This is a genomic window from Pseudoxanthomonas sp. J31 (assembly GCF_000510725.1).
In the GTDB taxonomy this organism is placed as follows: domain Bacteria; phylum Pseudomonadota; class Gammaproteobacteria; order Xanthomonadales; family Xanthomonadaceae; genus Pseudoxanthomonas.
This window is the reverse complement of record NZ_AZNZ01000002.1, coordinates 455,829-477,155: the sequence shown is the minus strand read 5'-3', so window position 1 is coordinate 477,155 and position 21,327 is coordinate 455,829. Positions and strand designations below refer to the sequence as shown.

Genomic DNA, 21,327 nt, shown 5'->3' with positions numbered 1-21,327 from the left:
CTTCTGGCGGCAACGCGGGCGCCCGGATCAGGCGCCGGCTTCTTCCTTGTACGCGTCCACCGGGATGCAGGCGCAGAACACGTTCTTGTCGCCGTAGACGTTGTCCACGCGCGACACCGGCGGCCAGTACTTCTGCTTCTTCAGCGAAGGCAGCGGGAACGCGGCCAGCTCGCGCGGGTAGGCGTGCTTCCACTCGCTGGCCGACACCTGCTGCGCGGTGTGCGGGGCGTGCTTGAGCGGGTTGTCCTCGCGGTCCAGGCGGCCGTCCTCGATCGCGCGGATCTCCTCGCGGATCTGGATCATGGCGTCGATGAAGCGGTCCAGCTCCTGCTTGGACTCGCTCTCGGTCGGTTCGACCATCAGCGTGCCGGCGACCGGGAAGCTCAGGGTCGGGGCGTGGAAGCCGAAGTCGACCAGGCGCTTGGCGATGTCCTCGGCGCCGATGCCGGTGGCCTTCTCCAGCGGGCGGATGTCGAGGATGCACTCGTGCGCGACCAGGCCGTTGCGGCCGGTGTAGAGCGTCCTGTAGTGCGGGGCCAGCCTCTTGGAGATGTAGTTGGCGTTGAGCAGGGCCACCTGGGTGGCCTTGCGCAGGCCGGCGGCGCCCATCATCGCGATGTACATCCAGCTGATCGGCAGGATCGAGGCGCTGCCGAAGCTGGCCGCGCTGACCATGCCGACCTTGCCGTCGCCGCCGAGCGTGCGCGGCAGGAACGGCGCCAGGTGCGCCTTCACCGCGCACGGGCCCACGCCCGGGCCGCCGCCGCCGTGCGGGATGCAGAAGGTCTTGTGCAGGTTCAGGTGGGAGACGTCCGAACCCCACTTGCCCGGCTTGGCCAGGCCGACCAGGGCGTTCATGTTGGCGCCGTCGGTGTACACCTGGCCGCCGTGGGCGTGGATGATCTGGCAGATCTCGACCACGTCCTCCTCGAACACGCCGTGGGTGGACGGGTAGGTGATCATGATCGCGGCCAGGTTGGCCGAGTGCTGTTCGGCGCGGGCGCGCAGGTCCTCCAGGTCGATGTTGCCGTTGGCGTCGCACTTGACCACCACGACCTTCATGCCGGCCATCTGCGCCGAGGCCGGGTTGGTGCCGTGCGCCGACTCGGGGATCAGGCAGATGTTGCGGTGGCCCTCGCCGCGGCTGGCGTGGTAGGCGCGGATCGCCAGCAGGCCGCTGTACTCGCCCTGGGCGCCGGAGTTGGGCTGGAAGCTCACCGCGTCGTAGCCGGTGCACTCGGCCAGCATCGCCTCCAGCTCGGACACCAGCTGGGCGTAGCCCTCGGCCTGGTCGGCCGGGGCCAGCGGGTGGACCTGGCTGAACTCCGGCCAGGTGATCGGGATCATCTCCGAGGTGGCGTTGAGCTTCATGGTGCACGAACCCAGCGGGATCATCGTGCGGTCCATGGCCAGGTCCTTGTCCGACAGCGAGCGCATGTAGCGCAGCAGCTCATGCTCGCTGTGGTAGGTGTTGAACACCGGGTGCTGCAGGAACGGGCTGGTGCGCAGCAGCTCGGCCGGCAGCGCGTTTGGGGTGGCGGCGTCCAGCGCGTCGATGTCGATGCTGGCGCCGAACAGGCCGGCCAGGGCGGCCAGGTCGGCGCGGGTGGTGGTCTCGTCCAGGCTGATGCCCACCGCCTCGCTGTCGATCTGGCGCAGGTTGATGCCGGCCTCGCGGGCGCGGGCCAGGATCGCGCCGGCGTCCACGCCCTTCACGTGCAGGGTGTCGAAGAAGCGCCCGCCGACCTCGATGCCGGCATTGCGCAGGGCCGCGGCCAGGATCGCGGCCATGCGATGGGTGCGGCGGGCGATCCGGGTGAGGCCCTCGGGGCCGTGGTACACGGCGTACATCGAGGCCATCACCGCCAGCAGCACCTGCGCGGTGCAGATGTTGGAAGTGGCCTTCTCGCGGCGGATGTGCTGCTCGCGGGTCTGCAGGGTCAGGCGGTAGGCCGGGTTGCCCTCGGTGTCCACCGACACGCCGATCAGGCGGCCGGGCATGGAGCGCTTGAACGCGTCGCGGCAGGCCATGAACGCCGCGTGCGGGCCGCCGAAGCCGAACGGCACGCCGAAGCGCTGCGAGTTGCCGACCACGATGTCCGCGCCCCATTCGCCCGGGGCGGCGATCAGGGTCAGGGCCAGCAGGTCGGTGGCCACCGCGACCAGGCCGCCGCGCGCGTGCACGGCCTCGGCCAGGGCACGATGGTCGCCGATGTGGCCGAAGGTGTCCGGATACTGCAGCAGCACGCCGAAGCACTCGGCTTCCATCGCCTCCTCCGGGGTGCCCACGCGCAGGGTGATGCCCAGCGGCTCGGCGCGGGTGCGCAGCACTTCCAGGGTCTGCGGATGCACGGCGTCGTGCACGAAGAAGGTGTCCGACTTCGACTTGCCGGCGCGCTTGGCCAGGGTCATGGCCTCGGCGGCGGCGGTGGCCTCGTCCAGCAGGGAGGCGTTGGCGATCTCCATGCCGGTCAGGTCGGCGCACATCTGCTGGAAGTTCACCAGCGCTTCCATGCGGCCCTGCGAGATCTCGGCCTGGTAGGGCGTGTAGGCGGTGTACCAGGCGGGGTTCTCGAGGATGTTGCGCAGGATCACCGCCGGGGTGTGGGTGCCGTAATAGCCCTGGCCGATGAAGCTGCGGAAGACCTTGTTCTTCCTGGCGATGGCGCGGATCCGGGCCAGCGCCTCCTCCTCGGTCAGGCTGCCGCCCAGGGCCAGCGGCTCGGCGGACTTGATCCCGGCCGGGACGATGGCGTCGGTCAGGGCCTCCAGCGAGTCGTGGCCGACGGCCTGGAGCATGGTGGCGATTTCAGCGTCGTTGGGGCCGATGTGGCGGCCGACGAAGGCGTCGTGCTGCTCGAGTTCGCGCAGGGAGGAAGCGTGCTGGGACATGGAGAGCGGTCCGGACAGGGCAGGAATGGAGGCCGCGCACGGGCGCGGCGGGGTGCCCCTCTGTCCTTTTGCCTGAGAGTTTGGAAGCCGCGCGGACGAGGTCGCGTGCTTCGTGCCCCTTCGGCGCCGGCGCTGGCGCTCTCGCGTGGCCGGTCTCTCCAGAGTGTTTGCAGCGGCGGTGGTATCGGGCCTGAGCGATTACGGGCGTTTGCGCCTTCGGCAGCCGGCCGGGGCCGGCTTCTCCCACCAGGTACAGCGTGGCGATTATACCGTGGCCGCGGCGGCGGGCAGGCCGGGGGCGGCGGCACCCGGGGGGCAGCCGGACAGGGCAAGCCCGCCAGCGCCGCCGGGTGCAGCGGGGATGGGCGCTTGGCTTACCATGGCCATCCTTTCGGGACCGCGGCCCATGACCTCCGATCCGGACCACGCCACTGCAGCAGCGACCATCGCCATTCCGGAGCCGGCCGCGGTAGCCGCGGCGGCGGAAACCGCGCCCGCGGGCGGTGCCATGGGGCCAGCCGCACCCAGCGCGATCGACCGCCTGGTGCGCCTGCTCAAGCGCGAGCCGGTGCTGGTGGTGTCGCTGGTCTATGCGCTGGTGTCGGCCATGGGCATGTGGTCGCACTACTGGTTCTACCGCCGCCTCGACTTCCCGATCCTGGAATACCTGCAGGGCGCCGACCTGTTCGTGATCGGCCTGCGCCGGCCGGACTACTTCCTGGTGGTGCTGGCGGTGCTGGCCTTCGTGCGGGTCAGCCTGGTCCCGGTGCGCTGGGCCGCGCGCAATCCGGAGCGCGCACGCGCGCTGGCGGCGCGCCACCCGTGGATCCGCTGGGTGTTCCTGTTCCCGGACGACAGGAAGCGCTGGCTGGTGTCCGGGCTGTCGTTCGAGACCCAGCTGGTGCTGTTCGGCCTGGTGCTATCGCTGCAGTACCTGCTGGTGTGGAGCGTGCTCAATGCCAACCGGGTGGTGGAGGGCCGCTCGGACCTGCCGCAGGTGCGCCTGACCCTGGCCGGGGCCGACGCTCCGGTCCCCGGGCAGGCGCGGCTGCTGGGCACCACCAGCGCCTACGTGCTGGTGTGGTGGCCCGGGCCGAAGCAGGTGGAAGTGTTCCCGGTGGCCAACCTGGCCCGGATCGAGCAGGTGCGCGCGCCGGAAGGCGGGCAGCCGGCGCATGATGCCGAGCTGCCCGCGGACGCGGCGCCCGGCGCCGAAGCCGAGGATGCCGGGGCGGTTGCGCCCGCGGCCGCCGATGCGATCCAGCCGGCCCGGGAAGGTGGCCCGTCCCGATGAGCGCACGCAGTACCCGGACCCTGACCCTGCTGCTGGCCGGCCTGGCGATGTTCGGGCCTTTCTCGATCGACACCATCTTCCCGGCCTTCCCGCAGATGGCCGCGCAGTTCGGCGCGGACAAGGTGGCGATCCAGCAGACCATCAGCGTCTACCTGATCTCCTACGCGCTGATGAGCGTGGTGCATGGTCCGCTGTCGGACGCACTGGGACGGCGGCGGGTGATCCTGGCCGGCCTGGTGGTGTTCACCCTGGCCTCGGCCGGCTGCGCGCTGTCGCGCGACCTGCCCACGCTGCTGGCGTTCCGCGCGCTGCAGGGGCTGTCGGCCGGAGTCGGCCTGATCGTCGGCCGCGCGGTGATCCGCGACGTGCTGCAGGGCGACGACGCGCAGCGGCTGATGAGCCAGGTCTCGGTGATCTTCGGCATCGCCCCGGCGATCGCGCCGATCATCGGCGGCTGGATGCTGGGTGCCGGGCGCTGGCCGCTGATCTTCTGGTTCCTGGCCGCGTTCGGCCTGATGCTGCTGGCGAGCGTGGGCCGCTGGCTGCCGGAGACCCATCCGCCGGAACTGCGCCTGCCGCTGCAGCCGCGGCGGCTGCTGCGCGACTACGCGGCGATCGGCGCCAACCCGCGTTTCCAGCGCCTGGCCGCGGCCGGTGCGCTGAACTTCGCCGGCATGTTCCTGTACATCGCCTCGGCGCCGGCATTCCTGATGGACCTGCTGGGCCTGGGCGAGCGCGAGTTCGCCTGGCTGTTCATCCCCACCATCGGCGGCATGACCCTGGGCGCGTTCCTGTCCGGGCGCCTGGCCGGGCGCTGGCCGCCGGGCCGGCAGGTGGGCGCCGGCTTCGCCTGCTCGGCCACCGCCGCCGCGCTCAACGTGGCCTACAACGTGCTGGCGCCGGCGATCGCGGTGCCGTGGGCGGTGCTGCCGATGAGCCTGTTCGCCTTCGGCGTGGCCCTGGTGTTCCCGGTGCTGACCCTGGCGATCCTGGACATGTACCCGCGCCAGCGCGGCGCCGCCTCCTCGCTGCAGGCGTTCTTCCAGCTGGTGCTCAACTCGCTGGTCGCCGGCCTGCTGTCGCCGCTGCTGAGCCACCACGGCCTGCACCTGGCGCTGGGCATGGCCGCGTTCGTGGCCGGCGGCTGGGCGATCTGGCGCTGGGAGTCCAGCGTCGCCCGGCGCGCGCGGCCGCCTGCCTCCCCGCCGCCCTCCGGCCCGATGATCGAGCCGGGCGAGCAGCTCTGACCTTCCTTCCTTTCCCCCGGAGATCCCGATGTCCATCCAGTCCAAGGCCCACCGTGACGCGCGCAAGCGCAAGGCCGAACGCGAGCGCAACCGCGCCCGGGCCGGGCGCCCGCCGATCGAACCGCATGCCGAGCTGCGCGACCGCGACGGCAACCTGCTGGCCGGCGTGGTGCGGCAGGGCGGGGTCTGGGTACTGGGCATGGACGGGCGCATCGCCGGCAGCAGCGACAGCGCCGCGCAGATGCTGATGCTCATGCGCCGCGCCCAGCGCCTGCACGAGGAGCAGGGCGTGCCGGTGAAGCTGGTGTACTCGGACGTGCTGCGCGACGAGGCGGCGCTGGAGGCGGCGGCCAACGGCAAGTCGCCGGAGGAGCACGAGCAGCAGCTGGAGGCGGAGATGGCCTCGGCGCGCCCGGTCGATGGCGAGGACGAGGGCGAGCGGCAGGAACCGGATACCTCCGGCCCGGCGCTGCACTGAGTCCCGCCCGCCGCAAAGGCAAGGGCCGGCTTGCGCCGGCCCTTGCTGTTTGCAGCTTCCGTCGGCCCGCCTCAGGCGTCCTTGGCCGGGGTCGCGGCCGCGGGCGCCGCCTGCGCCGCCGGCGCCGCCGGCGCCTGCCAGCCGCAGGACTTGCCCTGGTTCTGCTGCTGCAGCCATTCCTGCAGCGGGGCGAAGTACTCCAGCACCGCGCCGCCGTCGATCCGCTCGCTGCCGGTCAGCTCCTTGAGCGTGGCCTGCCACGGCTGGCTGGCGCCGCGCGCCAGCATGGCGCGGAACTTCTCGCCGGCGGCCTCGCTGCCGTGGAAGCTGCATTCGTACAGCGGGCCGGTGTGGCCGGCGGCCTCGCACAGCGACTTGTAGAACTGGAACTGCAGCAGGTGCGCCAGGAAATAGCGGGTGTACGGGGTATTGCCCGGCACGTGGTACTTGGCACCCGGGTCGAAGAACTCCTCGCCGCGCGGCTGCACCGGGGCCACGCCCTGGTAGCGCGCCTTCAGCTCCCACCAGGCCTGGTTGTAGCGGTCCGGGGTGATCGAGCCGTCGAACACGCCCCAGCGCCAGCGGTCGATCATCAGCCCGAACGGCAGGAACGAGACCTTGGCCAGGGCCATGCGCATCTGGGTGTTGATCAGCGCCTCGTGGCTCTGCGCCTGGCCCTGGACCAGGCCGATCGACTCCAGGTACTTCGGCGTCATCGCCAGCACGATGGTGTCGCCGATGGCCTCGTGGAAGCCGTCGTTGGCGCCGTTCTGGAACAGCGGCGGCTGCGGGTTGTAGGCCAGGTCGTAATAGATGTGGCCCAGCTCGTGGTAGATGGTGGTGAAGTCTTCCTCGTTGGGCTTGATGCACATCTTGGTGCGCACGTCCGGCGACTTGCCGTCAGCGCCGCCCATGTTCATGTCCCAGGCGCTGGCGTGGCAGACCACGTCGCGGTCCAGCGGCTTGATGAACTGGCTCTTCTCCCAGTAGCTCTCCGGCAGCCGGGGCATGCCCAGGGAGACGTAGAAGTCCTGGGCGCGCTCGGTCATCGCCTTGGCCATGGCCAGCTGTGCCTCGCGCTCGGCCTCGAAGCGCTCGCGCGGGCCGGGGCTGGGGCCGCGGCGGTGCAGGGCGGCGCTGAGCAGCTGCTGGTACTGGCGCTCCAGGGCGGCGGTGATGTCCAGGTCGCCCACGCCCTTGTACGGCTGCAGCATGTCCCAGAGGTTGCCCCAGTCCTGCTGCCACATGTTGCCCATCAGGTGCGCCGGCAGCAGGCCCTCGCCGACCACGCCGCGTTCCACGCCGTAGGTCTGCTGCAGCTTGTCGCGGGTGTAGCAGTGCAGCTGCTCGTACAGCGGGCGCACCTGCTCCCACAGGCGGTCGGTCTCGGCGGAGAAGGCGTCCGGCTCCATGTCGTAGCCGCTGCGCCACATCGCGCCGGTGTCGGCGTAGCCCAGTTCGCGGGCACCCTCGTTGACCAGCTCGACGAAGCGGACGTAGTCCTCGCGCATCGGTTGGGCGATCGAGTGCCAGCCGGCCCAGGCGTCGAGCTGGGCGTCGTAGTCGCGGCTGGATCGCAGCACGTCCTCCAGCTCGCCCAGCTGGCGGCACTTCCTGGCCGCGCCTTCGCCGCTGCAGTAGGTGCCGGCGCCGTAGGCGCCTTCCATCTTCGCCGCGATCCGGGTCAGCTCGGCCAGCTTCTCCGGGTCGCGCGGGGCGGGCATGGCGGTGGCCTGCTTGAGCAGGTTGAGGGCGCGCCGGCTGTCGTCGGACATCGGCTGGCCCTCGAACTTCTTCGCTTCCTCGATCCAGGCATTGAGCTGGGCCAGGGCGCGCTCGTTGGCCTTGGCCGCCACCAGCTGGCTGTCGTCGTTGATGTAGGTCGAGGACAGCCACTGCGCGGAAGTGAGCTCCGGATAGGCGGCCTTGAACTCGGCGTTGATGCGGGCGACGAACTGGTCGGCGGTCTCGCCGTTCTCGGCCCGGGCGGCAGGCTTTTCCTGTTCCGGGCTGGGCGTCTTGCGGCAGGCCGACAGCGACAGCAGGCCGGCGGCCACGGCGATGGCCAGCAGCAGGGGGCGATGGTTCACGAGGGGTCCCTTTGCGTGAGTGCGACCGGCGAAGGCTAGAGGCCCGGGATGGCACTGGCAAGGCGCGGCGCGGGGACCCGTCTTCTCCCCTCGGGGGAAGCGGCCCCGAAGGGACGGACGAGGGGCGGACGGGGCCCCCGGGACATCGCCGCCCTCAACCCCACTCCATGGGGCGAGGCGGGCTTACTGGCCGCTGGCGCAGCCGGCGAACAGGTCGCGCGAGCGATCGTAGACGGAGGTCCTCACCTGCATGAGGCCCAGCACCGAGGGGAACAGGTTGTCCTGGTCGGCGCGCCCGTTCGCGCGCTGGCGCAGGCACTTCAGGTCGAGCCCGCGGTCCTGCGCGAATTCCGGCGAAAACCACATCACCATGGGCACGCGGGTCTGCTCGGCCGGCGCGATCGCGTAGGGCACCCCATGCAGGTAGAGGCCTTTCTCGCCGAGCGACTCGCCGTGGTCGGAGAGATAGATCATGGCGGTGTCGTAGTCGGGCAGGGCGCGCAGCGTGCCGATCGCGCGGTCCAGGAAATGGTCGGTGTACAGGACCGTGTTGTCGTAGGTGTTGACGATCTGCTCGCGGCTGCAGTTGCCCAGCTCGGCGGTGTCGCAGGTCGGCGCGAAGCGCCGGAACTGCGCCGGGTAGCGCTGGAAGTAGGCCGGGCCGTGGCTGCCGAGCTGGTGCAGCACCACCACGCGGTCGCCCGGCCTGGCGCGCACCTGCGCGGCGAGGTCGTCGAGCAGGATCTCGTCCATGCAGCGCCCGTCCTTGCACAGCCCGGGCTTCTTCGCGTCGTCGAGCTGCTGGATCTGCAGGCCTTCGCACACGCCCTTGCAGCCGGACTGGTTGTCGCGCCACAGCGTGGCTATACCGGCGTGTTCGAGCACGTGCAGGAACGACTGGTGGGCGCGGATCTTCGCTTCGTCGTAATCGTGGCGGCCGAACGGCGAGAACATGCACGGCACCGAGACCTCCGTGCTGGTGCCGCACGAGTGCATGTCGGGGAAGTTGATCACCCCGGTCTGCGCCAACTCGGGGGTGGTCTGGCGCGCATAGCCGTTGAGGCCCCAGTTCTGCGCGCGCATGGTCTCGCCCAGCACGATCAGCAGCAGGCGCGGGCGGCTGCCCGGCGCGCGCGGGGTCGCCATCGCGTCGTGCTCGATCGGCAGCTTCGGCTTGTGCTTGATCGGCGAGTCGGTCTTGAGGTCCTGCTTGAGCGCGACCAGGTAGTTGACCGGCGTGGCCAGGTAGCGCACCTCGCGATGGTTGCGCATCAACGCCGACAGGCTCTGGAACGACAGCATCGAACCGGCGGCGCCGACCGCCGCGATGGCCGCCAGGAACAGCAGGCGCACGCCGAGCGCGCGGCCCCAGCTGCGGCGGCGCAGCCGCACCCGCCACAGCACGGCGATCGGGAGCGCCGCGTAGAACAGCAATGGCCACAGCAGCGCGGGCGTGAGCAGCTCGCGCGATTCCTTGTGGTCGGTGTTGAGCACGTTGCGTAGCATGTCCGCGTCCAGGTAGACGCTGTAGCTGTTCATGTAGTGCGTGGCGAACGCGGTGGTGACGAACAGCAGCGTCAGCAGCGGCTTGGCGTTCCAGCGCCATGCCAGCAGGCCGAACAGCAGCGCGTGCACGGCGACCAGCAGGAAGAACAGCGACGCGGCGAAGCCGATGTCGCCGGGATGCGTCGCGAGCGACGCATGCCAGAACATGCGGTTGCAGGCGAGCGCGAAGAACACGCTGCTGCCCAGCACCAGCGTTTCCACCGACACTTCGGGCCGGTGCGTCCAGTCGAGCGCGCGCAGGCGCGAGAGCACGCCGCTGCGGGGCAACGAGAGGCTCATGCGGTTTCTCCCGCCGCGCCGGCCGCGGCGCTGCGCGCCCGCGGGCGCAACAGCCACAGGTACAAGCCGAGCGACACGCCCCAGCAGACCGCCAGGGCCCACAGGTCGTGGGAGAGGAAGTGCGCGCCGCGCAGTTGCTGGGAAACGCCGAACAGCAACCCGGCGCCGAGACCGATCGCCAGTCCGGCCTTGCGCCAGCGCGGGCGGACCGCCAGCGCGGCGAAGTACAGCGCGACCCAGGCATAGCCGCCGCTGGCATGCCCGGCCGGGAAGCAGCCCGAGGCCGGAACGCCCTGGCGCGATTCGAACAGCCCGTAGAAGGCATGGGTGCCGCCGTAGCTGGCCAGGTCCCACGGGCAGTCCATGTGCGTGGCTCCCTTCAGCAACGATACCGCCGCGGTCGAAAGCCCCACCGCCAGCACCACGTACAACGCCGGGCGCGACCAGGCGTTCCAGCGCGGCGAGCGCCGTGCATACAGGCCGAAGACCAACAGCGCCAGCGCCGCGGCGGTGCTGGCCTGCTTGCCGCCGCGATGCACGAGCTTGGCGGTGAACCAATGGTCCTTGAGCAGCCAGTGCCCGCCTTCGGCGTGATAGATCTGCGTGGCCAGCCACTGGTCGACGCCGCCTGCCATCAGCAGCGCGCTCAGCGCCAGCACCGCCGCCAGCGGGATCCACAGGTGGGTGGCGACGAAGCGGCTGTACGGACGGAGAACGGGAAAGGCATCCGTGGCGGATGCAGGCATCAGGTTCATCGGGCGCCAACGGGCAAAAGGCCGTTTCCGGCAATGGCGGGCATGATCCGGGCCGGTTTGTCGGAAAGCGGTCGGACAACCGTTGCCCGGCGCTTAACCTCAGGCAACGTCCCCGGCGGTTCAGTTGCCGTTGTCGTCGCCCGCGCCGGCCTGGTCTTTCGCGGGCGTCACGCAGCCCGGCTTCAGTGCACTGCCCGGCACCAGTTGCCAGGCATTGCGGTTGGACTTGCCGATGTCGATCGCCCGCGCGCGGTCCACGCAGGGGCTCATCGCGTCGCGCAGCACGAACAGCCAGCGCCGCTGCGGCGCCTGCGCCACCCATTCCGCGGCGCGTGCCCATTGCACGTCCCAGGGCTGCTTGAAGCCGAAGTCCACCGCCGGCCGGTCCGCCTGCAGCAGGTTCTGCTCGCGCCAGGCGATCATCCCCAGTTCCGCGCCGGGGCCGATGCGCTCGCCCACGCGCTGCATCAGGCCGGCCGCCGAGCTGTAGGGATCGAGCGCCACCATCAGGCCCAGGCCATGGATCGTCCACAGCAGTGCCGTGGCGGCGACCACCAGCGCGCCGGCGCGTCGCAGCCGCGCCCAGGCCGCGAGCAGCAGGGCAGGGATGGCGAAGGCGAGCAGCCAGGCGCCGAACACCTGCATCGCCGCCGGGTCGATCGCGCGCTTGAGCGCGCCCTGCATCGCCCATCCGGCCTGCATGCACAGGCCGGCGCCGACCGCCAGCGCGGCCAGCGCCAGCAGCCAGACATAACCGGCCAGGACCCAGCGGGTCGCGCGCCTGCGCAGCAATCCGGGCAGCAGCGGTGCGGCAGCCACGGCCAGCGCCGGCAGCATCGGGAAGATGTAGACCTCGCGCTTGCCGGGGCTCGCGCTGAAGAACGCCAGCACCAGCACGCTCCAGCCGAGCAGCAGCCAATGGCGCGGATCGCCGCGCCGCAGGCGCCGCCGCCAGGCCGGCAGCAGTTGCGGCAGCAGCAGGCAGCCCGGCAGCCACAACGTGGCGATCACCTGCAGGTAGTACCAGGCCGGTTGCACGTGGTGCCAGGCCGCGGTGTAGCGCGTGCCGGTCTGCTTGAACAGCAATTCGTGCGCATAGGCGCGCAGGTTGGGGTCGGGAGCCTGCCATAGCGCGATCGCCAACGGCAGCAGCCACACCGCCGTGCCGGCGACGAAGGCCGGGACCGCGCCCAGCCATGCCGGCCATGCGCCACGCACCGCGTCCGCGCGATGCCGGTGGCGCCAGGCCGCCCACGGCAGCAGCACCAGCAGCGGCAGGAAACCCACGCCCTTGGTCACCGTGCCCAGCCCGGCGGCGAGCGCGCCCAGCGCCCAGGCCGGCCAGTCGGGGCCGCGCAGCAGGTGCCGCAACAGTCCCCACAGCGACAGCGTGGTCATCGCCACCAGCACCATGTCGATCTGCGCGCGCTTGGCCAGCACCCCGAACTGCAAGGTGGCGAACAGCGCCAGCACCGCGTAGCGCGCCACGCGCCGGTTCCACAGCCGGCGCGCCAGGTCCCAGGTCAGCCATAGGGTCGCCAGCGCCGCGAGCAGCGAAGGCAGCAGGAAGGCGACGCGCCAGTCGCGCACCAGTTCGAACGCGCCGGCCTGCATCCACATGAACACCGGCGGCTTTTCCGCGTACAACTCGCTGCCCCGGTGCGGCAACAGCCACTGCCCGCTCTGCACCATCGCGCGCGCGGCGAGCACGAAGCGGGGCTCGTCCGGCGGGTTGGGCTGGCGCAGCCCCAGCCCGGCCAGCAGGGCGAGCACGATCGCCAGCAGCGCGGCGCGGTAGGCCCAACGCCGCCGCCGCTCCAGGGGTGTGATGGAAGTCTGCACGTTGGAATGCGGGCAAAACGGGCGCAGACTATGCCGCGGCGAGCGTGGGAAGTTTGTCGGAACCTGCCGTTTCGACGCGCTTCCGACATCGCCCGGCTACGATGCACGACCACATCTTTCCCGGAGACCGACGATGCGGCTGCTCGTCATCGAGGACAACCGCAATCTGGTGGCCAACCTGTTCGACTATTTCGAGGCGCGCGGCCATACCCTGGATGCCGCGCCGGACGGCATCACCGGCCTGCACCTAGCCACCACGCAGCCCTACGACGCCATCGTGCTGGACTGGATGATGCCGCGCATGGACGGCCCGGAAGTGCTGCGCCGGCTGCGCGAGGAACACCTGTCCGAACTGCCGGTGATCATGCTGACCGCGCGCGACGAGCTGCCCGACAAGATCGCCGGCTTCCGCGCCGGCGCCGACGACTATCTCACCAAGCCGTTCGCGCTGCCCGAGCTGGAAGTCCGGCTGGAAGCGCTGCTGGTGCGCGCGCAGGGACGCGGCCGCAGCAAGCTGCTGACGGTCGGCGACCTGAAGCTGGACCTGGCGACGCTGGAGGCCAGCCGCGCCGGCAAGCCGCTGCACCTGTATCCCGCCTGCCGCAAGCTGCTGCAGGTGCTGATGCAGGCCAGCCCGGCCGCGGTCACCCGCGAGAAGCTCGAGCAGGCCCTGTGGGGCGACGAGCCGCCGGACGGCGACATGCTGCGCTCCCACATCTACGACCTGCGGCGCAGCGTGGATGGTCCGTTCGAGGAGAAGCTGATCCACACCCTGCCGCGCGTCGGCTACCGGCTCGGCCCCGCCGGGCACCAGGAACGCCTGCATGCCGAATAGCCCGCGTCGCGCCCTGGGCCGCAAGCGCGGGGCCCCGCCGGCGCGGGGCCTGGCGTCGCGGCGCCGCATCCCGGACGGCGCGCGCCTTCCATGAAGCCGGGCGGGATACGTTCCAGGCTGGGCGGGCTGCGCGCGCGCGTCACGCTGTGGCTGGTGATCTACGCCGCGCTGATCTCGCTCGCGGTGTTCATCCATGGCTTCATCGTCAACGAGCAGGCCGAGCAGCTGACCTGGCGCTCGCTGCTCAAGTCGGAGTTGGCCCACTTCGTCCAGCGCAGCGCCGAGGATCCGCATTACCACTGGACCGACACCGAGACCGTGCAGCTGTACGGCGACGACGACTCGCCGGCGCCGCCGGAGTTCGCCCGCTTCGGCCCGGGCATCCACGACGGCATCGAGTACCAGGGGCGCGACAAGGTGCTGATGGTGCAGGACGTCAACGGCCGGCGGCTGGTGCTGGCGCTGGACATCACCCAGTTGCAGGCGCACGAGAACAACCTGGGGTTGTGGATGCTGGTCTCCAACATCATCGCGATCGTGCTGCTCGGCATCCTCGTGGCCTGGGGCCTGGGGCGTGTGGTGCAGCCCCTGGCCGACATGGCCAAGCGCATCCACGCGCTGCGCCCGGACCGGCCCGGCCAGCACATCGACGTGGTGAAGGGCGCCAGCCACGAGCAGGTGGTGATCGCCGAGGCGCTCAACGACTACCTGCAACGCAACGACACCTTCGTCGAGCGCGAGCGCGCCTTCATCGACAGCACCAGCCACGAGCTGCGCACGCCGATCGCGGTGATCCGCGGCGCCAGCGAGCTGGCCCTGGACCAGCCGGACACGCCGCCGGCGGTGCGCCACCAGCTGCTGCGCATCCGCCAGACCGCCGAGTCGGTCGAGCAGCTGGTCACGCTGCTGCTGGTGCTGGCGAAGGACCCCAGGCGACTGGAGAAGAGCAGCGACTACGTGAACCTGGACGAGCTGCTGCCGGACATCCTCGACGACCATCGCCACCTGTGCGCGGACAAGGACCTCGGCCTGCAACTGGTCGAGCTGGCGCGCTGCGAGCTGTTCGCGCCGGTAGCGATCATGCAGGTCGCGATCGGCAACCTGCTGCGCAACGCCATCGAGAACAGCGACCGCGGCGTGATCCGCGTGTCCCTGCTGGCGCCGGCGACGGTGCGGATCGAGGATCCCGGGCACGGCATGAGCCCGGAAGAGATCGCCGCGATCTACCGCCGGATCGCGCGCGGCGACCCGCGGCAGGGCAGCGGCATCGGCCTGGACCTGCTGGGCCGCCTGTGCGAGCACCTGGGCTGGAAGCTGCAACTGGACTCGGAGACCGGGCAGGGCACCGTGGCCACGCTGGACATGAGCGGCTCGCTGGCCAAGAGCCGGGATTCGTGATTGGGGATTCGGGATTGGCAAGAGCGTAGGCTCACGCCGCTCCTACAAATCCCCAATCCCGAATCCCCGAATCCCGGCCTTAAAGCAACAGCCCGCGCGCGGTCAGCCAGGCGCGTGCATCCTCGGCATCTTGCTCGAACCACGCCCTCGTCGACCCAAGCCGGTACGTATAACCCCACGCATCCATGTCGGCCATCAGCCGCGCGCTGCCCACGCCGGGCAACTGGTCGGCCAGCACGATCTGCAGGTAGCAGGTGGCGTCTTCTTCCTCGACCGAGTCGGTCGCGTCGGTATGCACCGCCGCGCGCCTGTCGGGCGGCAGCACGATCAGGTGGCAGGCCTCGTGCAGCATTGAGTGCACCGGGGTATCGCCGCGCACGTACACGGTCGGGCCGATGATGCCGGCCTCCGGTTCGCCCCAGTAGCTGCCGGGGATCGGTTCGCCGTCGGGCACGGCGACCAGCTCCAGCCCGTGGCGGGCCAGCAGGGCGGCGGCATCGGCGAAGGCGACGTCGCGCAGGCGCAGGACGTCGCGGTCGGGGGAGGGTTGCATGGAATGGGGAACGGCGGCCGCCGGAGCGGCCGTCTGCCTGGGTCGGATCAGCCCTGCTGGCCTTCCGGCAGGGCCACGGAGATGTCGAGCACGTCGTGGTCGCCGTCCTTGATCAGGTCGACCTTGACGGCGTCCACGTCCACGTTGACGTACTTCTTGATGACGTCCAGCAGTTCCCGCCGCAGCAGCGGCAGGTAGTCCGGGGCGCCCCGGCTGCTGCGCTCCTGGGCAATGATGATCTGCAGGCGGTTCTTGGCCGTCTCCGCAGTGTTCTTCTTGGCCCGCAGGAAGTCGAACAGCGCCATGGTCAGCCTCCGAACAGCTTGCTGAAGAAGCCCTTCTTCTCCAGGGTGGTGAAGCGCATCGGGCGGTCTTCGCCCAGCAGGCGCGCGACGGCGTCCTCGTAGGCCTGGCCGGCCTCGGACTCGGTCTCCAGGATCACCGGCTCGCCCTTGTTGGAGGCGTTGAGCACGTCGGTGGACTCGGGGATCACGCCGATGGCCTTCAGCCCCAGCACCTCCTCCACGTCGGCGATGCTGAGCATCTCGCCGGCGCCCACGCGGGCCGGGCTGTAGCGGGTCAGCAGCAGGTGCGCCGGCAGGCCCTCGCCGGATTCGGCGCGGCGGGTCTTGGAGTCGAGCAGGCCGATGATGCGGTCGGAGTCGCGCACCGAGGACACTTCCGGGTTCACCACGACCACCGCCTTGTCGGCGAAGTACATGGCCAGGAACGCGCCCTTCTCGATGCCGGCCGGCGAGTCGCAGATGATGTATTCGAAGCCGTCGGCGGCCAGGTCCTTGAGCACCTTCTCGACGCCTTCCTTGGTCAGCGCGTCCTTGTCGCGGGTCTGCGAGGCGGCCAGCACGTAGAGGTTGTCGAAGCGCTTGTCCTTGATCAGGGCCTGCTTGAGCGTGGCCTCGCCATGGACGACGTTGACGAAGTCGTAGACCACGCGCCGCTCGCAACCCATGATCAGGTCCAGGTTGCGCAGGCCGACGTCGAAGTCGACCACGGCGGTCTTGTGCCCGCGCCGGGCCAGGCCGATGGCGATGCTGGCGCTGGAGGTGGTCTTGCCGACGCCGCCCTTGCCGGAAGTGACTACGATGATTTCAGCCAATGGAAGATCTCCTTGGAGACGCGTGCAGGGGAGGCGCTGGCGGCGGCATGGCGGCCGCCGGCCGGCGCGGATCAGTCGAGGGCGGCCAGCTTCAGCTGTCCGTCTTCAAGCCAGACCTGCACGGCCTTGCCGCGCAGGTTCTCGGGGATATCGTCCAGCACCTTGTAGTGGCCGGCAATGGCCACCAGCTCGGCCTGGAAGTCGCGGCAGAAGATGCGCGCGTCGGTGTTGCCCTTGGCGCCGGCCAGGGCGCGGCCGCGCAGGCTGCCGTAGACATGGATCGAGCCGTCGGCGAGGACCTCGGCGCCGGCGCCGACCGTGGTCAGCACGGTCAGGTCGCAGTCCTCGGCGTACAGCTGCTGGCCCGAGCGCACCGCGCTCTTCTGCATGCGGCCCGGCAGGCGCGGGCGTGCCGGGGCGGCGGCGCGCGGCGGCGGGGCCGGTTCGCGTGGCGGAGGGGGCGGCGGGGGCGGGGCCGCGGCGGCGGGCGCCGAGGGCTCGTACTGGGCACGGAACTTGGCCAGCACCGGCAGGCCCAGGGCCTCGGCCAGGGCGTCGTTCTCGCGGGTGCCGTAGGCCAGCGCCACCGGCAGCACGCCGGCCTGGCGCAGGCCCTCGATCAGGGCCCGGGCGGTGTCCACGTCCGGGGTATGCACCAGGCCGCCGAAGTCGACGATCACCGCCGCGCGGCCGAACAGCTTGGGCGCGCGCTGCACGCGCTCGCGCATCTCGCCGACCAGGCGTTCCACGTCCAGGGTGCGGACCCGCAGGTTGGCGATGCCCACCTGGCCGATCTTCAGCTCGCCGGCCTGCTCGTAACTCGTCGTCGCGCTCACCGCCACCTCAGGTCCCCGTCGCACGGTTGTCGCCGGCGGGGCGGCGCGGGCGACCCACCCAGGGCAGGTCCGGCAGGTCGTCGCCATAGGTCTCGCGGACCCAGGCGTAGCTGCACAGTTCCTTGATCATCATGCTGGCGCGCACGTCCACGTCGGGCATCACGTTCTGCCCGGCCTCGTGGAAGCCGAAGCTGCCGTGGAACAGCAGGGCCGGGTCGGCGCCGTGGTCCAGGAACACCTCGCAGCACAGCAGCGGGTAGCGCAGCTCGGCGTAGCTCTGCACGTCGGCGTAGAAGGCGCGGCCGACGCCACCGCCGCGGCGGCGGCTGGCCACCACGATGCGGTCGATGTAGAAGAAGTGCGGGTAGCGCTGCTTGAACCAGGCGAAGTTGCAGCTGTCGTGCTGGCTGCCGCTGCCGAACCCGACCAGGAAGCCGGCCAGGTTGCCGTCGCGCTCGGCCACCCGGAAGTACTCGGCGGTGTCGTAGAAGCTGCGCACCCGGGCCGCGTCCAGCGGCAGGATGGCCGACCCGGCGTTGTTGTTCAGGGCCAGGATCGAGTCCAGCTCGTGTTCGCGCACGTCGCGGATGACGATGGACATCAGGAATGGAACCTTGCAGATAGGCGGACCGGCCATGCCGGCAATGCGCCCGGATTATCGCATGGGGTCGCCGGGCCCGGCGAGGGCATGACTTCCGGGGCAGCGGACCGGGGGCCCCGGCCCGTAAGATGCGGCCATGTTCGGACCGATCAGCCACACCCGCCTGCTGCGCTACGCCGGCCTGTTCACCTGGGGCATGGTGGGCGTGCCGCTGGTCTATTCCCAGTACGTGCCGGCCTACGGCGCGGAGGAGCAGACCATGGGCCGGGTGGGGGCCGGCTTGCTGTTCGCCTCCTACCTGGGCTTCGGCGCCTGCTACTGGTGGCTGACCCGCGGCCTGGGCCGGGCGCGGCCGGCCTGGCACGACCGCGGCCTGCTGCTGGTGCTGACCCTGTTCGCGCTGGCGGTGAGCTACTTCAACGGCTCGGGCCTGGGCAGCATCCTGCTGATGGTCGCCGCGGGGGTGATCCCGTGGCTGCTGCCGGCCGGCTCGGGCGTGCTGTTGCTGCTGCTGAGCCAGCTGGCGGTGCTGCCGATCTACTACGGCGTGTTCCGGATGCCGCTGTTCGAGGCGCTGATGCAGTCGCTGCTGTACGGCGGCTTCTCCATGTTCATCTACGTGACCAGCCTGGTGGCGCGGCAGCAGGCCGAGGCCCGGGAGGAGCAGCGCCGGCTCAACGCCGAACTGCGCGCCACCCGCGCCCTGCTGGCCGAGAGTGCCCGGGTCAACGAACGCACCCGGATCTCGCGCGAGCTGCACGACCTGCTGGGGCACCACCTGACCGCGCTGAGCCTGAACCTGGAAGTGGCCAGCCACATGACCGAGGGCCGCGCCCAGGAGCACGTCAGGCAGGCCAATACCCTGGCCCGGCTGCTGCTGACCGACGTGCGCGAGGCGGTCAGCCAGCTGCGCGACGCCAGCGGCGGCATCGACCTGTCCGCGGCGCTGCGGCCGCTGGCCGACCACGTGCCCTCGCTGGACGTGGAGCTGGACATCCAGGCCCCGCTGCCGATCGACGATCCCGAGCGCGCCCACGTGGTCCTGCGCTGCACCCAGGAAATCATCACCAACGCGGTGCGGCACGCCGCCGGGGCGGACCGGCTGGCGATCCGGGTATGGCGCGAGGACGCCACCATCCGCCTGGAGGCGCGCGACAATGGCGAGGGCGCCGAGGGCCTGGTCCCCGGCAACGGCCTGCGCGGCATGCACGAGCGGGTGCAGCAGTGCGGCGGGACCCTCGACATCCAGACCCGGAAGGGCGCCGGCTTCGTCCTGCGCCTGTCCATCCCTGCATCAGCCCCGGCGCGGCCGGCGATCGAAGGAGCGTTGCCATGATCAGAGTGTGCCTGGTCGACGACCAGACCCTGGTGCGCCAAGGCATCAAGTCCCTGCTGGCCCTGGACGGCGGCATCGAGGTGGTCGCCGAGGCCGCCGACGGGCGCCAGGCGGTGGAGATGATCCCGAAGGTCGCCCCGGACGTGGTGCTGATGGACATGCGCATGCCGGTGATGTCCGGGCTGGAGGCGCTGCAGACCCTGTCCCAGGCCGGGCAGCTGCCACCGACCATCATCCTGACCACCTTCGACGACGACCAGCTGGTGCTGGCCGGGCTCAAGGCCGGCGCCCGCGGCTACCTGCTCAAGGACGTGTCGCTGGAGCAGCTGGTGGGGGCGATCCAGACCGTGGCCAGCGGCGGCTCGCTGGTGCAGCCGGCGGTGACCCAGCGCCTGCTCTCGGGCCTGGAGCACATGCGCAACGACTTCGTCAGCCTGGACCGCCCGGACCCGCTGACCGACCGCGAGACCGAGATCCTGCGGCTGATGGCCTCCGGCTTCTCCAACAAGGAGATCGCCAATTCGCTGGGCGTGGCCGAGGGCACGATCAAGAACCACGTGTCCAACATCCTCAGCAAGCTCGGCGTGCGCGACCGCACCCGGGCGGTGCTCAAGGCCTTCGAGCTGCAGCTGGTCTGAGCGCGCTGCCCGGCGCGTGCGTGCCTGGCCGCGCCGCGTGCGCAACCGGGTGCTGGCGCCGGTCGTCGGTGGCGCGGCCCGGCCGCCACGGTCCTGTCATCCTTCCCCACGCTGGCGTATGGGTTTTTCCGGAGGTCCTGGAATGCCATGCCGGCATCGCGGCCGGGAGGGCCGGAATCCTTGTGCCGTGGGCGTTTGCGCCGGGCGCTGATGTAAGAATTCCGTTCAATCGCGCTCCGGTGCATGCATTCGGCTGCGCGCACGCCAAGAACCCTGTTACGATTCGCGGCTCGCATCGCAAATACGCCGTGGAATCGGCCCCGGAGACTCCTGAATGACCCGTCTTATCGAGTTCCTGATCGCATTGGGGATCGTGGCCGGCCTGGCCCTGCTGGTCGGTGTCGTACTTCCCGACCACCGCCACATCACCGAAAGCGTGGAGACCAACCGCAAGATGACCATCGTGTACGACACGGTGAACAATCTGCGCCGCTTCAGGGACTGGAATACGCTGGTTCTGCGTGATCCGAAGATCCAGCTGAAGACCTCCGGCCCCGAGTCCGGCGTCGGCGCCCGCCTGGACTTCGTCTCCAGCGACGACCGCATCGGCACCGGCAGCTGGGAGATCGTCGAGAGCATCCCGAACGAGAAGGTCGTCATCAAGGTCGAGGACGCCACCGCTGGCCACGACAAGACCGTGCAGTTCCTGCTGGAGCCGACCGGCAAGAACAACCGCAACGTCAAGATCACCCAGACCTACGACGTCGAGTACGGCTGGAACCTGGTCGCCCGCTACGCCGGCCTGTACGTCAACCGCCACGTCGGCGACGACATGAAGATGGGCCTGGCGCGCATGTCCAACATGCTGGCCTCGGTGCCGAACTTCGACTACCGCGCCGACGGCGTCACCCTGCGCGACCTGTCCGTGGTCGAGGTCCCGGCCGAGGACCTGCTGGTGGTCAACGCCGGCAACGTCGACCGCAGCAACGACGCGATCAAGCAGTCGATCAAGAACAACCAGGAGTGGATCAAGCGCACCATGGAGGCCAACAACCTGGAGGCCGCCGGTCCCGTGCGCATCGTGACCACCGACTTCGGCCAGGAGAAGTACGCGTTCGACGTGGCCATCCCGGTCCGCCGCAAGGGTTCGGCCCCGGCCGAGGCCCCGGCCGCCGCCGAGGGCGAGGAGGTCGACGAGGCCGCCGCCAAGGCCGCCCAGGACGCCGCCTTCGCCAAGCCGGTCGCCGCCTCCGGCGAGCCGCTGCAGGTCAAGATTCCGGACGGCGCCCCGGTCGAGTACGTGCGCACCAAGGGCGGCCGCGCCGCGTTCGGCCAGTTCACCGGTTCGATGGCCGAGCTGGACGCGATCCGCAACTCGGTCCGTGCCTGGGCGACCACCCACGGCTACGAGGTCACCGACCGTCCGTACGAGGTCTGGGAGGGCGGGGTCGACAAGGCCTTCACCCTCGAGGGCGAGTACGACGTTTACTGGCACGTCAAGTAATACCGCCGCGGCCGGCCCGGCCGGCCCAGGCACCCCGGAAAGCGCCGCGAAAGCGGCGCTTTTCGT

The 21,327-nt window shown here is 70.5% G+C and carries 18 protein-coding genes and 1 riboswitch; of the genes, 8 read left to right on the top strand and 10 right to left on the bottom strand.

Annotation, left to right across the window (positions count from 1 at the left end; all coding sequences use genetic code 11):
* Positions 1-27 precede the first annotated feature (27 nt).
* Positions 28-2,892, bottom strand: coding sequence for an aminomethyl-transferring glycine dehydrogenase (gene gcvP, locus PSEJ31_RS0105540; RefSeq protein ID WP_028914882.1), 2,865 nt, complete (start codon positions 2,890-2,892; stop codon positions 28-30).
* 50 nt (positions 2,893-2,942) lie between these two features.
* Positions 2,943-3,064, bottom strand: a riboswitch (glycine riboswitch).
* 234 nt (positions 3,065-3,298) lie between these two features.
* Between gcvP and PSEJ31_RS0105535 the strand changes: the two genes are divergently transcribed.
* Genes PSEJ31_RS0105535 through PSEJ31_RS0105525 form a run of 3 tightly spaced genes read left to right on the top strand, consistent with a single transcriptional unit; the run spans position 3,299 to position 5,911 of the window.
* Positions 3,299-4,186: a hypothetical protein gene (locus PSEJ31_RS0105535; protein WP_028914881.1), complete on the top strand. Its 888-nt coding sequence runs from the start codon at positions 3,299-3,301 to the stop codon at positions 4,184-4,186.
* The gene (locus tag PSEJ31_RS0105530; RefSeq protein ID WP_019399441.1) at positions 4,183-5,433 is read left to right on the top strand and encodes a multidrug effflux MFS transporter; all 1,251 of its coding nucleotides are present in this window, start codon (positions 4,183-4,185) and stop codon (positions 5,431-5,433) included. The genes PSEJ31_RS0105535 and PSEJ31_RS0105530 overlap by 4 nt, the downstream gene beginning before the upstream one ends.
* A 28-nt stretch (positions 5,434-5,461) precedes the next feature.
* The gene (locus tag PSEJ31_RS0105525; RefSeq protein ID WP_019399442.1) at positions 5,462-5,911 is read left to right on the top strand and encodes a hypothetical protein; all 450 of its coding nucleotides are present in this window, start codon (positions 5,462-5,464) and stop codon (positions 5,909-5,911) included.
* A gap of 71 nt (positions 5,912-5,982) precedes the next feature.
* Here the strand turns inward: PSEJ31_RS0105525 and PSEJ31_RS0105520 are convergent, their stop codons facing one another.
* The 4 genes from PSEJ31_RS0105520 to PSEJ31_RS0105505 form a co-directional block, all read right to left on the bottom strand.
* The gene (locus PSEJ31_RS0105520) at positions 5,983-8,001 is read right to left on the bottom strand and encodes a M2 family metallopeptidase (RefSeq protein WP_028914880.1); all 2,019 of its coding nucleotides are present in this window, start codon (positions 7,999-8,001) and stop codon (positions 5,983-5,985) included.
* A gap of 183 nt (positions 8,002-8,184) precedes the next feature.
* Positions 8,185-9,846: a phosphoethanolamine--lipid A transferase gene (locus PSEJ31_RS0105515; RefSeq protein WP_026010697.1), complete on the bottom strand. Its 1,662-nt coding sequence runs from the start codon at positions 9,844-9,846 to the stop codon at positions 8,185-8,187.
* Complete coding sequence (locus PSEJ31_RS0105510; protein WP_019399445.1) at positions 9,843-10,601, bottom strand: phosphatase PAP2 family protein; 759 nt, start codon at positions 10,599-10,601, stop codon at positions 9,843-9,845. The genes PSEJ31_RS0105515 and PSEJ31_RS0105510 overlap by 4 nt, the downstream gene beginning before the upstream one ends.
* A gap of 120 nt (positions 10,602-10,721) precedes the next feature.
* Entirely contained in the window at positions 10,722-12,443 is a 1,722-nt protein-coding gene (locus PSEJ31_RS0105505; RefSeq protein ID WP_019399446.1) for a glycosyltransferase family 39 protein, read from the bottom strand.
* A 133-nt stretch (positions 12,444-12,576) separates the two neighbouring features.
* Here PSEJ31_RS0105505 and PSEJ31_RS0105500 point away from each other — a divergent pair, with 133 nt between their 5' ends.
* A complete protein-coding gene (locus PSEJ31_RS0105500) occupies positions 12,577-13,278 on the top strand; it encodes a response regulator transcription factor (RefSeq protein ID WP_019399447.1) in 702 nt (233 codons plus the stop codon).
* 90 nt (positions 13,279-13,368) lie between these two features.
* Entirely contained in the window at positions 13,369-14,676 is a 1,308-nt protein-coding gene (locus PSEJ31_RS0105495) for a HAMP domain-containing sensor histidine kinase (protein ID WP_037034516.1), read from the top strand.
* A 79-nt stretch (positions 14,677-14,755) separates the two neighbouring features.
* Here the strand turns inward: PSEJ31_RS0105495 and PSEJ31_RS0105490 are convergent, their stop codons facing one another.
* The 5 genes from PSEJ31_RS0105490 to PSEJ31_RS0105470 all read right to left on the bottom strand — a co-directional run bounded on the left by PSEJ31_RS0105490 (position 14,756) and on the right by PSEJ31_RS0105470 (position 17,783).
* Complete coding sequence (locus PSEJ31_RS0105490) at positions 14,756-15,229, bottom strand: hypothetical protein (protein ID WP_019399449.1); 474 nt, start codon at positions 15,227-15,229, stop codon at positions 14,756-14,758.
* 47 nt (positions 15,230-15,276) lie between these two features.
* The gene (minE, locus tag PSEJ31_RS0105485; protein ID WP_019399450.1) at positions 15,277-15,534 is read right to left on the bottom strand and encodes a cell division topological specificity factor MinE; all 258 of its coding nucleotides are present in this window, start codon (positions 15,532-15,534) and stop codon (positions 15,277-15,279) included.
* 2 nt (positions 15,535-15,536) lie between these two features.
* Positions 15,537-16,346, bottom strand: a complete 810-nt coding sequence (minD, locus tag PSEJ31_RS0105480; protein WP_028914878.1) for a septum site-determining protein MinD — start codon at positions 16,344-16,346, stop codon at positions 15,537-15,539.
* Positions 16,347-16,417: 71 nt separating this feature from the next.
* Positions 16,418-17,182 (bottom strand): septum site-determining protein MinC, encoded by a 765-nt coding sequence (gene minC / locus PSEJ31_RS0105475; protein WP_198006225.1) that lies wholly within the window; start codon positions 17,180-17,182, stop codon positions 16,418-16,420.
* A gap of 7 nt (positions 17,183-17,189) precedes the next feature.
* On the bottom strand, positions 17,190-17,783 hold the full coding sequence (locus PSEJ31_RS0105470) for a GNAT family N-acetyltransferase (RefSeq protein ID WP_019399453.1): 594 nt from the start codon (positions 17,781-17,783) through the stop codon (positions 17,190-17,192).
* A gap of 136 nt (positions 17,784-17,919) precedes the next feature.
* Here PSEJ31_RS0105470 and PSEJ31_RS0105465 point away from each other — a divergent pair, with 136 nt between their 5' ends.
* From PSEJ31_RS0105465 to PSEJ31_RS0105455, 3 genes are all read left to right on the top strand, one after another.
* Positions 17,920-19,119 (top strand): sensor histidine kinase, encoded by a 1,200-nt coding sequence (locus PSEJ31_RS0105465; protein ID WP_019399454.1) that lies wholly within the window; start codon positions 17,920-17,922, stop codon positions 19,117-19,119.
* Positions 19,116-19,757: a response regulator transcription factor gene (locus PSEJ31_RS0105460; RefSeq protein ID WP_019399455.1), complete on the top strand. Its 642-nt coding sequence runs from the start codon at positions 19,116-19,118 to the stop codon at positions 19,755-19,757. Before PSEJ31_RS0105465 ends, PSEJ31_RS0105460 begins: the two co-directional genes overlap by 4 nt.
* A gap of 334 nt (positions 19,758-20,091) precedes the next feature.
* The gene (locus PSEJ31_RS0105455; RefSeq protein ID WP_026010699.1) at positions 20,092-21,261 is read left to right on the top strand and encodes a polyketide cyclase; all 1,170 of its coding nucleotides are present in this window, start codon (positions 20,092-20,094) and stop codon (positions 21,259-21,261) included.
* The last annotated feature ends 66 nt before the right edge of the window (positions 21,262-21,327 follow it).